Annotated in this window: 11 protein-coding genes and 1 pseudogene; 2 read left to right on the top strand and 10 right to left on the bottom strand. The window is 64.1% G+C overall.

The window, feature by feature from the left end:
* From V9L18_RS08270 to V9L18_RS08250, 5 genes and pseudogenes are all read right to left on the bottom strand, one after another.
* Positions 1-512, bottom strand: a pseudogene (locus V9L18_RS08270) (hypothetical protein); the annotation flags it as partial.
* An 86-nt stretch (positions 513-598) separates the two neighbouring features.
* On the bottom strand, positions 599-1,528 hold the full coding sequence (locus tag V9L18_RS08265) for a hypothetical protein (RefSeq protein ID WP_337346705.1): 930 nt from the start codon (positions 1,526-1,528) through the stop codon (positions 599-601).
* A gap of 128 nt (positions 1,529-1,656) precedes the next feature.
* Positions 1,657-2,727 carry a Gfo/Idh/MocA family protein gene (locus V9L18_RS08260; protein WP_337346704.1) on the bottom strand — a complete coding sequence of 357 codons (1,071 nt, stop codon included), beginning with the start codon at positions 2,725-2,727 and terminating at the stop codon, positions 1,657-1,659.
* 86 nt (positions 2,728-2,813) lie between these two features.
* Positions 2,814-3,521: an ABC transporter ATP-binding protein gene (locus V9L18_RS08255; protein WP_337346703.1), complete on the bottom strand. Its 708-nt coding sequence runs from the start codon at positions 3,519-3,521 to the stop codon at positions 2,814-2,816.
* Between the two features lie 2 nt (positions 3,522-3,523).
* Positions 3,524-4,975, bottom strand: coding sequence for an ABC transporter permease (locus V9L18_RS08250; RefSeq protein ID WP_337346702.1), 1,452 nt, complete (start codon positions 4,973-4,975; stop codon positions 3,524-3,526).
* A 277-nt stretch (positions 4,976-5,252) separates the two neighbouring features.
* Here V9L18_RS08250 and V9L18_RS08245 point away from each other — a divergent pair, with 277 nt between their 5' ends.
* A complete protein-coding gene (locus V9L18_RS08245; protein ID WP_337346701.1) occupies positions 5,253-6,794 on the top strand; it encodes a pectate lyase family protein in 1,542 nt (513 codons plus the stop codon).
* Between the two features lie 104 nt (positions 6,795-6,898).
* On the opposite strand, the gene V9L18_RS08240 is transcribed toward V9L18_RS08245, so the two are convergent.
* From V9L18_RS08240 to V9L18_RS08225, 4 genes are all read right to left on the bottom strand, one after another.
* Positions 6,899-7,993, bottom strand: coding sequence for a sugar-binding protein (locus V9L18_RS08240; protein ID WP_337346700.1), 1,095 nt, complete (start codon positions 7,991-7,993; stop codon positions 6,899-6,901).
* A gap of 56 nt (positions 7,994-8,049) precedes the next feature.
* Positions 8,050-9,336, bottom strand: coding sequence for a multiple monosaccharide ABC transporter permease (gene mmsB / locus V9L18_RS08235; protein WP_337346699.1), 1,287 nt, complete (start codon positions 9,334-9,336; stop codon positions 8,050-8,052).
* A 19-nt stretch (positions 9,337-9,355) separates the two neighbouring features.
* Positions 9,356-10,942: a multiple monosaccharide ABC transporter ATP-binding protein gene (mmsA, locus tag V9L18_RS08230; RefSeq protein ID WP_337346698.1), complete on the bottom strand. Its 1,587-nt coding sequence runs from the start codon at positions 10,940-10,942 to the stop codon at positions 9,356-9,358.
* A gap of 121 nt (positions 10,943-11,063) precedes the next feature.
* A complete protein-coding gene (locus V9L18_RS08225) occupies positions 11,064-12,263 on the bottom strand; it encodes an ROK family transcriptional regulator (RefSeq protein WP_337346697.1) in 1,200 nt (399 codons plus the stop codon).
* A 207-nt stretch (positions 12,264-12,470) separates the two neighbouring features.
* Between V9L18_RS08225 and V9L18_RS08220 the strand changes: the two genes are divergently transcribed.
* On the top strand, positions 12,471-13,265 hold the full coding sequence (locus tag V9L18_RS08220; RefSeq protein WP_337346696.1) for a nitrilase-related carbon-nitrogen hydrolase: 795 nt from the start codon (positions 12,471-12,473) through the stop codon (positions 13,263-13,265).
* On the opposite strand, the gene V9L18_RS08215 is transcribed toward V9L18_RS08220, so the two are convergent.
* On the bottom strand, positions 13,244-14,926 hold the full coding sequence (locus V9L18_RS08215; RefSeq protein ID WP_337346695.1) for a PucR family transcriptional regulator: 1,683 nt from the start codon (positions 14,924-14,926) through the stop codon (positions 13,244-13,246). The genes V9L18_RS08220 and V9L18_RS08215 overlap by 22 nt on opposite strands.
* Between the last annotated feature and the right edge of the window lie 60 nt (positions 14,927-14,986).

Raw genomic sequence — 14,986 nt, 5'->3', positions numbered from 1 at the left:
GCTGCGGCGGCCACGTCGGCTGTGGTGTCGGTGCCGGTCAGGCTGCCGTTTCCAAGGCCGAGGTTGATGTCGGCTGCGGCGGCCACGTCGGCTGTGGTGTCGGTGCCGGTCAGGCTGCCGTTACCGAGGCCGAGGTTGATGTCGGCTGCGGCGGCCACGTCGGCTGTGGTGTCGGTGCCGGTCAGGCTGCCGTTTCCAAGGCCGAGGTTGATGTCGGCTGCCGCGGCCACGTCGGCGGTGGTTCCGCCGTCGTTTGTCCCGCCGAGGACGCCGTTGCCGAGGCCGAGGTTGACGTCGACCACAGCGGCAACATCCGCGGTGTCCGACGGCGTTGGGTCACCCAGCAGGCCCAACGACGTCGTGTTCGCGGATGTCGCCGCTGAGACCAGGGCGGATGCGGTGAGGTCCGATCCGCTGGTTGTATCCGCAGCGCTGGCTGCGGTGGCGCCGAGGGCTAGGAGCCCGCCGGCAAAGAGGGTGCTAAGCAGCCCTCTGCGAAGGTTGGAATGCATGGTTTTGTCTCCTGAGAAGTTGATGTGGGGCGCAGGTAAGCAACCCTGTTGCCTTGTCCTGCCACGGAATGGCAGGCAGGGCTCAACTAGTCAGGAGAGGAACCGGGGTCGAATGACACCGGTGAGGGGGCATGCTCAGAGGATCCGCTGACCGGGAAAGGGCCAGGGAGCAGGAATTCAAGATCAAGGTCGTTCAGCCAGGCGGCCGAGCCTGAGGGGCCCGACGGCGGTGCTCCGCTCCCAGCCCCGGAACTGGGGCCGGAAGGTGCCGGTGACGGACTGCCTGCCAGTGGTAGCTCAGGCTCCGAGGCGGCAGTTGTGGGCGCGCCAGGGGAGGAAGATGTTCTGGCAAGGGCAGCCACAGGAGAGGCTGGGAAGCCTGCTGTGCTGGCAGCCCCGGCAAGCTGCTCCAGAATGATCCCTGAGAAATTACCAGAGGCGGCCGGATCCGCCAGCGAGTCACCCTCGTTCAGAATGCTTGCGGAATCAGTAGTAACGGAGCCGCTGTCCGGGACGCTGGGCAGGGTTACGGGCAAGGGAACAGCTCCCGTGACCAAGTCCGAGACTGGCTGCACCAGAGGCTCAAGAATTGGAACCGCGTCAACGAGCGGCGGAGCGACAGTTTCCACCAGTCCCGCGGCGGCGTCATCGGCCACAACAGCAACAGGGACGACAACAGTGGAGACCGTGCCCGCAGGAACAACCTCGTTCACGACCGGGACGGCCGTGACCAACTGGTCTGTGGCGCCGGTGAGTGTGCCCGCCACGGGCCGCAGGAGTCCGGGCGATGGCACGGGCTGAGGGGCCGGTGTCGCAACCTCGGGCAGGGACGGCAGCGTGCTTGCCAGCGGGGCTGCGAGGGACGAAACCGACGAAGTTACCCCGCCCAGTAGCGAACCCGAATCGGGCGAATCGGCAGATGCGGCAGTGGTGGAAAGCGTCAGCCAAGTGAGTGTGGCGGCTCCAGCGAGGAGAACTGGCCGGAGCGCACGCCATGGCGATAGACCTCTAGCCATGCGTACCACCCCCAGAGCGGATCAACCGACGATGTTTACATCGTAAGACTGCTTATTGATCCAAGTCCATGAAAAAATCAATAAATTCCCATCAAATTGACTTTCTTTGTCATTCATATTTAGTCGGCCTAATGCGCGTCGTTTGGGTAGCTGACACCGAGTTGGGCTCGCACGCCATCGAAAAGGCGCATGGTGTTCAGGGAATCCTCGAGGGGCATGACGGGGCTTTCGACAAGCCCTTGCTGGATGCAGCGCGTCACTTCGCGGAGTTCATAGGTGTAGCCCCGACCGACGACGTCGAACACTTCGCGGCGGAGTTCCCCGCGGCCTATCCGGACCAGCAGTTCGCTCGGATTGTTGATGGAGCCCACGCTTTGGAGGTATCCCAAGCTTCCGGCCACTGTTGCGATCCGTGGACCGTGTGCCAACAGCGACGACGTCAGCTGGACTTGGGCGCCGTGGTTGTAACCGAGAGTCATCGCATTTTGGGCGTCGACGCCGTCGTCGTTGACAACGCCAGTGGCACTGACGGTCTGCGGGAAACCGAGGGTTCCCAGCGCCCAGAGCAGCGGGTAGACGGAGATGTCCAGCAGAGCCCCGCCGCCGTCCTGCCTTGCCCAAAGCCTGGACGTGGGGGAGTACGGCGCGGGGAAGCCCAGATCGGCGCTGACCCAGTGCACATCACCCAGTTCTCCTGAGGCAGCGATGTCGAAGGCGCGTTGCATGGCCGGCAGGAACCGGCTCCAGATCGCTTCCATCAGAAAGAGGTTCTTTTTGCGGGCCACGTCAATCAGCTCGCTCGCTTCGCGGGCGTTGATCGTCAAGGCCTTTTCGCACAGGACGTGTTTCCCGGCGTTCAGTGCAGCGAGGACAATCTGGTGGTGCTGGGCGTGGGGCGTGGCCACATACACGACGTCAATCGAATCATCGGCGAGGAGCCGCTGGTAGCCGTGGACGCCGCCGTCGTCCCCGTATCCCTTGGCGAACCCGTAGGCCGCGGCGAAGTTGTCCGCAGTCTCCTGGCCGCGGGAACTGACGGCGTAGAGCTCGGCGTCGGCCAGGAGGGCCAGATCTTCGGACACGGACCGGGCGATGCCGCCGGTGGCTACTACTCCCCACTTCAGGGTGTTGCCGGTAGCGGACCTGGGGTCCTGGTCGGACTGGCTGGACAGCCACGGCTTGGCGATAGGCGCACTCATGAGAGCCATCCTCTCATTGCAGTGAGAGGGTCCGGGAAAAACCTGTAGGAAGTGAGGGAGGGTCCCTGGGCGGACCCTCCCTTTCGCTATGCCGGGGTTGCCACCGCCGAACGGGTGCGGGCAGCCTCCTCCGTCAGCTTGCCCTGCTGCAGCCTGAAGCGGCGGTCCGCCTTGTTGGCCAGCGCCCGGTCGTGGGTGACCACCAGGATGGTGGTGTTGTGCCCCCGGCTGAGCGAACTGAGGAGCTCGATGATGTGATCACCGGTCTGTTCGTCCAGGTTGCCTGTTGGTTCGTCCGCCAGGATCAGTTGGGGTTCATTGGCCAGAGCACGGGCAATCGCCACGCGCTGCTGCTCGCCGCCCGAGAGCCGGTTGATCCGCCGTACTTGTTTGTCCGGGTCCAGCTGCACCTGTTCGAGAAGATCCTTTGCCCGCTGGAGGCGTCCGGCCTTGCGCATCCCGGCGAACTCCATCGGAAGCATCACGTTGTCCACCGCGGAGAGATTCGGGATGAGGTTGAACTGCTGGAATACAAAGCCGATGTCCCGGCGTCGGTATTCGGTCAGCTTCCCGTCCGGCATGCTCGCCAGGCTGACACCGTTCACGACGACGTCTCCGCTGGTGGGCTTGTCCAGCGCACCCAGGAGGGACAACAGGGTGCTCTTACCGCTGCCGCTCTTGCCGACGATGGACGCCAACGTGCCCTGCTCGAGTTCAAAACTCACATTGTTGACTGGCTTGATGGTGCGGTCGCCCGAGTTGAAGGTGCGGACCAGGTTCTTGACTTCAATCATGGTTATTCTCCTCGCAGGACTTCGATGGGGCGGATGCGGGCCGTGAGCAGCGCGGGGACAAGGGCGCCGATGATGGCGACTCCGAATACTGCGGCTATTCCGGCGGCAATGACGCCGGGGGATGCGCTGGCGGTGACGGAGGTCAGCAGCTGGGAGGCTCCGCCGAACGGTCCGCCGGAAGGTAGGCCAGCGCCGCCAGGGAAGCCTGCGCCGCCGCCCGGCAAACCGGCGCCGGGGCCGGTGGGGGTCGCCGCCGTCGTGGTGTTGGTGCTGATCAGCGCCGAGGCGATGCCGCCGCTGGCGAAGGATGCGATCGCGGCACCCACGGCGCTGCCCATGGCAACCAGGACGAGGGCTTCGAGCACGAACTGCAGGCCGATGGTGCGGTTGGGTGCGCCGATGGCCTTGAGGACACCGATCTCCCGGCGGCGTTCGCGGACCAGCATGACCATGATCAGCAAGATGATGAGCCCAGCCGTGCCGAGAGCTGCAACGAAGGCGATGAAGGAGATGTTCCTGACGCTGCCGAGGGAGCTGACCGCCGTCTCCAGGTTCTGGCCCTGGGTGACATCAGCCTTGTCGGTGCCGAGGGCCGTCTCCAGGGCAGCCTTCGTGGACTGAACATTTTCCAACGAGTCCACGGTCACAATCATGCTGGACAGCTCGTCGGGCAGCTCCGCCAGGTTCTGCGCCGTCGGAAGAGTTACGTAAAGGGCGTTGTTGCCGAACGTCGTGCCGGAATCGAACAGGCCCGCCACGGTGTAGGTCTGGTCATTGATGGTGAACGTGGACCCCACCGAGAGCCCGTTCTTTTCCGCGAGTGTGGTGCCCAGCAGGGCGTTGGCCGATTCCGCGGTGTAGTCGCCCAGGCCTGATCCGTCAGTGATGGTCAGCGCTTTGCCGGTGCTGTCCATCTCCGCGCCGATGCCCGTGGCGGTGATCGGCAGCGAGCGGGGAGGCTGCGTGGTGGTGCCGGTGGCACCCGTAGTGCCGTTGGCCGCCTGGTTGCGGTTGCCCAGAGTGCCGATATCAATGGCGGCTGTCAGGCTGGTGGTCAGTGTAGTTGCGGACGTACCCCCGGGTCCGCCGCCCTGGCCTCCGCCGGGGCCTGCCGGGGCGCCGGCGGCCGTCTGGGCGGCAGCCTCGGCAGCGTTCCGGAGCCTGAGGGAAGTGGTCCCGACGACGGAACTGACGTTGGGAACGGCAGCGGCGGTGGCGGCCTGCTCGGTTGTCAGCGGTTCGCCGCCACCTTCGAAGCCCTGGCCTCCGGCGGGGTTGACGGTCAGGACAGTCCCGACGGAGGCATTCAGCTCCTGGACTTTGGCGCTCACGGCCTGGTTGGCCACCAGCATGGCCAGTGCCAGACCGATGGCCACTGCCAGGACCGCAACGACTGCAGCCGTTCGAACCTTGTTTCTGAAGGCATTGCCTACACTCCGGGCAAGGACGCTCACTGTACTCCTAGGATCTCGGCCGGCGGAAAGACCGGCGTTCTGATCCCAGACTCGTGCCCGTCCCTGTGCGGAAAACGTGGCGAACCTATGTTTGCGCTGTGAAGCCGTTCTTGTTTGAAGAGCGGCAAAAAAAGGACACCCCTTGACAGCTTTGTCACGGCCGACGTAAGAATAGTAGTGCCGCTGAGAAAGCGTTTTCTGAGTGGCAGTTACCCGAAATCTGTATCCGCACCCGACTAGGCATGTGGTCTGTTTGGCATGCCGGAAATAAAGGCCAATGACGTCCTCCATACGTTTCAAATCCACGTCCCATTCGAGACTTGCCCGTCCTCGCCTCGCCGGAGCAGTGGTGGCGTCCGCCTCGGTGCTGGCGCTCGCTGCCGGGCTCGCTGTTGCCGGACCCGCCGACGCAGCACCCGGAACCAGGGCGCCTGGTGGCACAGCGGCTTCGTCCCTGACTGGAGGGGGCGTCATCCGTGCCGACGACGCGGCACCCACCGGCTGGGCCGCCGTCGACGGCGTCACGAACGGCGGGGCGGGCGCTCCGGCCGAAAACCGCTACGAGGTGGGCACGCTGGCAGAGCTGAAGGCAGCGCTGGCCAACCATGGTGAGCCGAAAGCGCCCAAAATCATCTATGTCCGTGGAACCATCGACGGCAACCAGACACCGGACGGGCGCATTCTCGGGGAGCAGGACTATGCGCCCGGCTACGACATCAACAAGTACATGTCCTGCTTCGGTCCGGACGGCAGGACCTGGAGCGACCAGACCTTCGATTACTGCAGGTCCATGCGCCAGCTGCGCCAGACGGGCAGCAACAACATGAAGCGCCAGATCGAGGTGAGCCTCCCCAGCAACACCACATTGATGGGCCTCGGTAATGACGCGGGGTTTGTAGGTGCAAACATCGTGATCCTGAGCGCCACGAACGTGGTGGTGCGGAACCTCAGCGTGGAGGCACCCGTGGACTTCTTCACCACGTGGTCCCCGGACGACGGCCAGGGCGCCTGGAACGCGCGGTTCGACGCCCTGTCCTCAGTCACGTCAGACCATCTCTGGATCGATCACGTCCGGCTGACCGACGGACGACACCCGGACAGTGAGGCGCCCATTGGGTTCCGGGGCAAGCCCGCCAACCGGCATGACGGTTTGCTGGACCTCAAGGACGGCACCGATTATGTGACCATTTCCAACAGCAAACTGCACAACCACGACAAGACGATGCTGCTCGGCTCCGGCGACGAGCACGTGGACAAGGACGGCGGCAAGCTGCGCGTCAGCTACATCGGCAACCTGATGGAGAACATCCAGCAGCGCGGCCCCCGCGTCAGGTTCGGCAAGGTGCACGTGGTGAACAACTACTTTGTGGGCAGCACCGACCATCAGCAGTACCCGATGGTCAGTAAGGCACAGGGCGGCAGCAGCTACTTCCTGGGCGCAGGCTACGAGTCCAGGATTTTCTCCGAGTACAACGCCTTCGACTACACGGGACCCGGCGCGGACGCATCCATCATGGTCAGCAGCTACAACGGGCACCGCTTCAGCGACACCGGGTCGTGGTTCAACGGAGCCCCGGCGGACCTGAAGTCCGTGGCCCGGGCCTCCTACGAAACCAACCGGGCGGAGGCACTGGCAGAGGCGGAACTGAGCGGCACACCCGCACCGGACTGGACCGCTTGGGACTTCACCACCGACGTCGGCTGGCACCCGGCGGACGCGTACGGCTACAGGGCCTTCACCACGCCGCAGGCTGTGCGCAACCACGCACTGCACTTCACAGGGCCGGGCGTCCTACGCGTGGACGGCCCGGCGTCGTAGTTCTAAAACGGCAAAGTTGGGCGCACGCGCATCGCTTAAAGGGGAATGCCCCGGCTCCTGTGAACTGGTCACTGAGGGAGCCGGGGCATTCCGCGTTCAGTTTGTTACTTGGTGATCGGGCCGAGGGTCGGATCGTCCACGTAGGCAGTCTTCACGTTGGCTGCGGTCACGATCGCAGGCGGCAACAGGAAGGCAGGAACGCGCTTGAACTCGTTCTTGTAGTTGCGGTTGTCGTTGATTTCCAAGGCGAGGCCCTGCTGCAGGTCCTTGATCATGGTGATCGTGTGTTCGACAATCTTGCGAGTGTCCTTGTTGATCGTGGAGTACTGCTCGCCAGCCATGATGGACTTCACGGACTCCACCTCGGAGTCCTGGCCGGTCACAACCGGAACGGACTTGCCGGCGCTCTTGATGGACGTGATCACGGCCCGGGCCAGGGTGTCATTTGGAGACAGGACACCGTCCAGCTCAGAAGAGGCGTAGCTGCCCGAGAGCAGTGCGTCCATGCGGCGCTGGGCGTTTTCCGGCTTCCAGTCCTGCGTGACAGCCCGCTGGAAATCGGACTGGCCGGAGACCACCTTCAGGGTCCCGTCGTCGATCTTGGGCTTCAGGACGCTCATGGCGCCGTCGAAGAACACCTTTGAGTTGGCGTCGTCCGGGGATCCTGCGAAGAGTTCGACGTTATACGGGCCAGCCTTCTTGGCCGCCATGCCTTCCAGCAACGCCTGGCCCTGCAGTTCACCGACCCTGAAGTTGTCATACGCCACGTAGTAGTCGATGGCCTTGGTGTTTGTCAGCATGCGGTCGTAGGCGATGATGACCGCGCCAGCGTCCTTGGCCTGCTGGAGCTGGGTGCCCAGCTGTGCACCGTCCACGGCGCCGACCACGATCACCTTGGCGCCGGAGGTGATCATCGTGGAGATCTGGTTCTGCTGCTCGGATACGCCGTTGTTAGCGAACTGCACGTTGGGCTTGAAGCCGGCCGAGGACAGCCCGTCGTTGAACAGCTTCTCTGCCAGGGTCCAGTTCTCGCTGGTCTTTTTGGGAAGGGCGACGCCGATCACGGCGTCCTGGGGAAAACCGGACAGGGCGGTGCCCGCCTTGGCGGCTTCGGCGTCGACGTCGGAGCGGCCGCACCCTGTCAGGGAGAGCGTTGCGACGGCCGCGAGGACGGTCAGGGTCTTTGCGATTTTACGCATGTGAGTTTCTCTTTCTGGGTCCAAAGGCAGCCGGGCATGCCGGCCGCCGTCGCGGGCTATTTTGACTCGGCTGGTTCTGCGGGAGTGATGATCTCGGAGGTCTTGGCAATCTCTTTCTCCGGGGTGGGCGGCTGGTTGGAGCGCAGGCCGTTCATCAGCATCCCGATGATGGAGCGGCGCCCCTGGCTCTTGTTGTAGACATCGATGGCCACGGCAATCAGCAGCACCAGGCCCTTGATGATCGACTGCATGTCGGCTCCGACGCTCAGCAACTGCAGGCCGTTGTTCAGCACAGCCATAACGAGGCCACCCACGATGGAACCGATCACGGTGCCGACGCCGCCGCTGACCGCCGCGCCGCCGATGAAGACGGCCGCAATGGCGTCAAGTTCCCAGCCCACGCCGTCCGCGGGTCCTGAGCTGGTGGACCTGGCCACGAACATCATTCCAGCGAGTGCCGCCAGGATGGACATGTTCATCATGACCAGGAAGTTGACCTTCTTGGACTGCACACCGGAGAGTTCGGCGGCGTGGCGGTTGCCACCTACCGCGTAGACGTGCCGGCCAAGGATGGTCTTGCTGGTGATGAAGACGTAGAGCGCCACCAGGCCCACGAGGATCAGGCCAGAGACGGGGAACGAGGTCCCGTAGCGTCCGGTCGAGAACAACCAGGTGACGTACAGGACTGCCCCGGCAAGCAGGACCAGCCGGGTGATGGGCACCCAGAGCGGATCCACGGTGGCACCGGTGCCGGCTTCGATGCGGCGGTTGCGGAACTCCAGGAACACCACGACGGCGATCAGCAGGAATCCGAGGATGACTGTGGGGGCGTTGTAACGGGCGAAGTCGCCGATCTCCGGCAGGAAGCCTGCACCCATGGCACGGAATTCCTCCGGCACGGGAACGGTCAACGATTTGCCCACGAACTGGTTGGCGCCACGGAAAAGCAGCATTCCGGCCAAGGTGACGATGAAGGCGGGAATGCCCACATAGGCCACCCAGAAGCCCTGCCAGGCACCGATCACTGCGCCCAGGACCAGTCCGAGGACGATGCCAAGGTACCAGGGGATGCCCCAGTCCCGCATGGCTATGGCCACTACGATGCCCACGGCTGCGGCAACAGAGCCGACAGAGAGGTCGATGTGGCCGGCAATGATCACCAGCACCATTCCGATCGCCAGGACCAGGATGTAGGAGTTGCCGTTGAACAGGTTGATCATGTTGGTCGGCGTCAGGACCTTACCGCCGGTGAACAACTGGAAGAACAGCACGAGTGCCACGAGGGCAATGATCATGCCGAACTGGCGGGTGTCACCGCCGAAAATCCTTTTAAGTGCTTTCATAATTGTTCCGTCCTCGGGCTTATGCGGTTTGTGCAGTGGGGGCGGCGTTGTTGCCGGCGCGGGTGGCTGAGGTCATCAGGCGCATCAGGCTTTCCTGAGTGGCGTGTTCCTTATCCAGTACTCCCGTGATGGAGCCCTCAAAGATGGTGTAGATCCGGTCCGACAGTCCGAGCAGCTCAGGCAGCTCAGAGGAGATCACAATGACGCCCTTGCCCTGCTGTGCCAGCTGCTGGATGATGCCGTAGATCTCGTACTTCGCGCCGACGTCGATTCCGCGCGTGGGCTCGTCAAGGATGAGCAGGTCCGGGCCGGTGAACATCCACTTGGCCAGCACAACCTTCTGCTGATTGCCGCCGGAGAGCTTGGACACCCCTTCATTGACTGTGGGCGCTTTGGTCCGAAGGCTCTTGCGGTACCCCTCGGCCACCGTGAATTCCTTGCGGTTGTCAACGACGAGGCCCTTGGTGATGGCCTTGAGGTTTGCTGAGACGGTGGTGGTCTTGATGTCATCCAGCAGGTTCAGGCCGAGGCTCTTGCGGTCTTCAGTGACGTACGCCAGTCCCGCTTTGATGGCTTGGGGAACATTCCGGATGTGGATTTCCTGGCCGTTCTTGAAGACCTGGCCTGAGATGTAGTTCCCGTAGGAACGCCCAAACAGGGAGCGGGCAAGTTCGGTGCGGCCCGCGCCCATGAGCCCTGCGAAGCCGACGATCTCGCCGCGGCGCACCGTGAAGCTCGAGTTCTTGCAGACGAGCCGGTCTGCCACCTGGGGATGGCCCACTGTCCAGTTGCGGACCTCGAACAGCACATCGCCGATTTCCGGGGTGTGCTCCGGGAAGCGGGACTCAAGGGAACGTCCCACCATTCCCTTGATGATCCGGTCCTCGTCCACGCCGTCGGCCACGATGTTCAGTGTTTCCACCGCTTTACCGTCGCGGATGATGGTGATCTCATCCGCGATCTGTTCGATTTCGTTGAGCTTGTGGGAAATGATGATCGAGGTAATGCCCTTGGCCTTGAGGCCGAGCATCAGGTCCAGCAGGTGCTGGGAGTCGGATTCGTTCAGGGCGGCAGTGGGCTCGTCCAGGATGAGTAGTTTTACCGACTTGTTCAGGGCCTTGGCGATTTCCACCAGTTGCTGCTTGCCGACGCCGATTTCCTTGACGGGAGTGTCCGGATCCTCGCGGAGGCCTACCCGGGCGAGGAGTTCGATGGAGCGTTTACGCGCCTCTCCCCAGTTGATCACGCCACGGCGCGCCGGCTCATTGCCCAGGAAGATGTTCTCCATGATGGAGAGTTCCGGGATGAGTGCCAGTTCCTGGTGGATGATGACGATGCCCGCGTGCTCACTGGCCCGGATGTCCTTGAACTGCTGGACCTCGTTCTGGTAGACGATGTCGCCGTCGTAGCTGCCGTACGGGTAGACGCCGGACAGCACCTTCATGAGCGTGGATTTGCCGGCGCCGTTCTCACCGCAGATGGCGTGGATCTCGCCGGCCTTGACCCGGAGGCTGACCTCCGACAGCGCCTTGACGCCGGGGAACTCCTTCGTGATGGAGCGCATCTCGAGGATTACTGGATCACTTTGCGTGGTTTGGGACGTCATATGCCCTTACGCCTCCAATGATGACTTCGTTGTCCGCCCCGCAAACCGCGGGGCCGTCTGATGAAAAAGTAAACTGGATCACAGCCGTTGTCGTCAAGTCTTGAACGCAACCTCCCCATATCTAGTCGGTCTGGGAACGCCGGATCCCGGCGTACTGGAAGACCAGCGCGGCCGCCCCGAGAGCTTCGGCGCGGTCCCCGAGGGATGACATGGTGAGTGTGGTTGTCTCGCCGATGACGGGCACGGCATGGCGCACCAGGCCCCGCCTGATGGGGTCCAGGAGGAGGCTGCCAAGGCCGGCCAGCGGCCCGCCCACCACGATCACTTCCGGGTTGATGAGGTTGGCCACGTTGCCTAGCGCCCGCCCCACTGCCAGGCCGGCATCGTCCACGACGCGGAGCGTTGCCGGATCCTTGGCGAGGGCCTTACTGACGATGTCCGCCGGCGTCAGGGGCCTGTCCTCGCGGCGGCTGAGGAGCTCGATCATGGTGGTGGTGGATGCGATGGTTTCGAGGCATCCGCGGTTCCCGCACCGGCACACGAGGCCCTGCTCATGGATGGTGGCATGGCCGATTTCACCAGTGATTCCGACGTTGCCGTAATAGGGCGCGCCGTTGAGGATCAGGCCCGCACCGATGCCCGATCCGATCTTCAGGAACATCAGGTTTTCGACCCCCGTGTGAGGCCCCCAGGTCACTTCAGACCAGGCGCCGAGATTGGCGTCGTTGTCAACATACACGGGGAATTTCAGGGTGTCCTCGAGGTGCTGGAGAATGTTGATTCCCACCCATTCGGGGAGGATGGCACCCTGCGCCACGGTTCCGGTCCGGCGGTCGATCGGCCCGGGAATTCCGACGCCGGCACCCACGATTGCGCTCCGGTCCACTCCGCTTTCCCGCATCAGTTTTTCAAGGAGGACCACCGCCGCTTGGATGCCTTCCTCGGCCTGGTGGCCGAGTGGCAGCATCACGGATTCCTCCGCGATGACGTGGTAGCTGAGCGATGCCAGGACCACCCTGAGGTGCCGGCGGCCGAAGTCGATTCCGACGGCGACGGCACCGTTGCTGTTCAATCTGACATTCAGCGCCCGGCGCCCGGAACTGGTGATGGGCTCGGTCGATGCCAGCCCCGAATCCTGCATGATTTTGACGATGTTTGAGACGGTGGCCGTGGACAGGCCTGTCTGCCTGGCGAGCTCGGCCTGGGTGGCGGGTCCGCCCATCAGGGTCTCGATGATCCGCTGTTGGTTCAACTGCCTCAGGGCGGATTGGGATCCTGGGTTTTTGGGGTTGCTCCTCGTCGAGCGCGGTGTTGCGGACATGCAAAGAAGATTGCCCTATGGTGACTGTTGTAGTCAAGAAGTTAACGCAAGCGGTCCGCCGGCGGGGCCGCAAGTACGGGACGATCCGCCCGTCCGAAGGCCCCCACCGGTGCAATTGGCCCCAAAGGGCACTGCGGCCGATGGCTAGGCTGGAAAAAGCGGACGCACTCCTTCATGTGGCCGTCCCGATCTTGTGAGGTGGTAAAGGTGCTGCTGGCCCTGATGCAGGCAAACGCCCGCGTACTCGACATTGAGGCAAATTGCGCCGCCCTGGATGCGGCCGCGGCGGAGGCCGCCACGGCCGGCGCAGCCGTGCTGGTGACCCCCGAACTGTTTCCCGTGGGCTACGCGCCGCTGCGGGTTCGTGCGGAGCTGGACCCCGCGAGGCTTCCCGCAATCAAGGAAGTGCTGAGCGGCATCGCGCGGCGGCACGGAATTGCCCTGGTGTACAGCCTGCCGTCAGTTACGGACGAGGGCAGCTGGCACATCACCTCCACACTGCTGGACGCCGCAGGGTCTGAGCTGCTCAGCTACGCCAAGGTGCACCTCTTTGGTGAGGACGAGCGCACGGCGTTCAGCCCGGCGGAGGCGGGTCCCGCCGTCGTGGATTTCAACGGCTTCCAGACCTCCATGGTGATCTGTTACGACGTGGAATTTCCGGAAACGGTCAGGGCTGCCGCGCTGGGTGGGGCAGAGCTGCTCCTGGTGCCTACCGCACTGGCGCACGGCTTCGACACGGTTCCGCAGGTCCTGTTGCGGGCCCGAGCGCTCGAAAGCCAGCTGACCATCGCCTATGCCAACCATTCCGGAACCGAGGAAGGCTGCGACTTCCTCGGCGGCAGCGTCATCGCCGGGCCGGACGGATCGCTGCTGGCCACGGCGGGACCTGAGGCCGGTCTCCTGTATGCCGAAGTGGATCCGGACGCCGCACGGAAAGCCCGCAACGTGGTGCCCTACCTCCGTGAACGCCGACCGGAGCTCTACCGGTCCTGGGGTGTTTGAGGCGTCCCGGCCTCGAGTGCGTCAACGTACTGAAGGGCAATCCAGAGTTCAGCCCGCACCTGGGCGGAGCTAAGGTCCATGGCCAGCAGCTCGGCCAGGGCGTTGATCTGGCGCCGCACACTGTTCCGGTGCAAGCCGAGGACCTTGGCTGTGGCATCCCAGTTGCCGTTTTCACCCAGCCATGACTTCAGGACATTGAGCTGGGAGCTGCGGCGGTCAGGCTCCTGTGCCAGAACCGGTTCCAGCAGCCGTGCGGCGAGCATGCTGCCGGCGCTGCGGCCCAACAGTCCCGTGACTGACCACGTCACCTCATCCACGCGCACGCTTTCTCCGCTGGCCTTGACGCGGGGCCGCACTGACGCGGCACGCTGGTAGGCAGCCGGAAGGCCCGCCATGTCCGTAGGATCGCCCACTACCAGGCGCCAGCCCAGTCCCTCCACCTCATGCATCAGGGCGTCGTCCACTTTGAACCGGGTCACGGCGGCAAATCCGTAGTCCGTCAGCTCCACCATCTTCGTGTCGAACAGCCTTCGCCATTGCAGCAGCTCCCTGACAGGGCCATCCGCCGAAGCCGGCGCTGAGCCGTCCGCCCGCACGCCCTGGATCACGCGGACAGCTCCGGACCTGGTTCCCGAAACGCTCTGCGCCAGGAGGTCCCGCAGTACGTTCAGCTGCCGGGCTGAACCGGCGGTCAGGCTTTCCGGATGCAGCAGCAGGGCTGTTGCCAGCTGGCTGGGAGCGAGCGATCCGCTGGTCCGCTGGCGCACGAGTAGTTCCAGCAGCCCCACCACCGAGGAGACCACGCTGTTCTGCGCCGGTGTCAGTGGCTTGTCCGTCCCCAGGATGAGGGCTCCGAGGGTGGCGTCCTTGGTGCTCCGGAGGGGATGGCCGAAGACGAGGGCCGGACCGTCTGCCGGAAACGAATCCGTCTCTACCCGCGGGCCCGTGCCGGCCAGCAGGCGCTTCAGCAATGGTTGCAGTGCAGAATGTTCGACGGCGGCCGCAGGGCTGGTCCCGCCGGTCCCGGTTGCTGCCGCCCGGGCCCGCACCCGGCCATCGGCCCCGAAAAGCTGGGCCCACACCGGGACCCGTTGGGCCAGTGCAGCAAGGAGTTCATGCTCGGGCCTGGCAGAGAGCACGGCCCGCATCAGTTGCCGGTTGGTGTCAGCCAGTTGACGGAAGACCCGTGCATTTCCGGATTCCAGGAGCTGGGAGAATTCCAGGCCGATGGCAGCGAAGGGTACGCTGCTGGGGATCTGCACCAGGGTGAGCTGGTGCTTTTGGCACGCTGAGCGCACCCGCTCCGGGACGGCGTCGAAATACGGCTCCAGCCCGAACCCCAGGGCTGCGACTCCCGCGGCGACCAGCCGCCGGACGTAGGCTTCCGCACTCTCCTTCGTTCCGCCGTCGTCAAGGAACGGCCGCCCCGCCGTCAGGACGAACTCCCCATCCAGCAAATATGGCGTGGGATCCTCCAGTTCGCTGGGCTCCACCCAGCGCAAAGGCGCACCGCCATTGCCGGCATCGTGAAGGACCGCGAGGTCCGCCGGGAGTGCGGCCAGAAACTCTCCCAGCGTTACGGCATCCAGGCGTTCCGCCGCCTCAGGCTGCACGAACGGACCCCTGGCCACAGTATCCACCGCTTCTTTGGTTTGGTGCATTACGTCTCATGATTGAAAACTATAGGTCACTTTGCACATCCCTGAGATGCGGCTCACACC

It is taken from the genome of Pseudarthrobacter sp. CCNWLW217 (genome assembly GCF_037203985.1).
Taxonomy (GTDB): domain Bacteria; phylum Actinomycetota; class Actinomycetes; order Actinomycetales; family Micrococcaceae; genus Arthrobacter.
The sequence above is the reverse complement of the archived record's forward strand: the minus strand, read 5'-3'. Positions and strand labels throughout refer to the sequence as shown.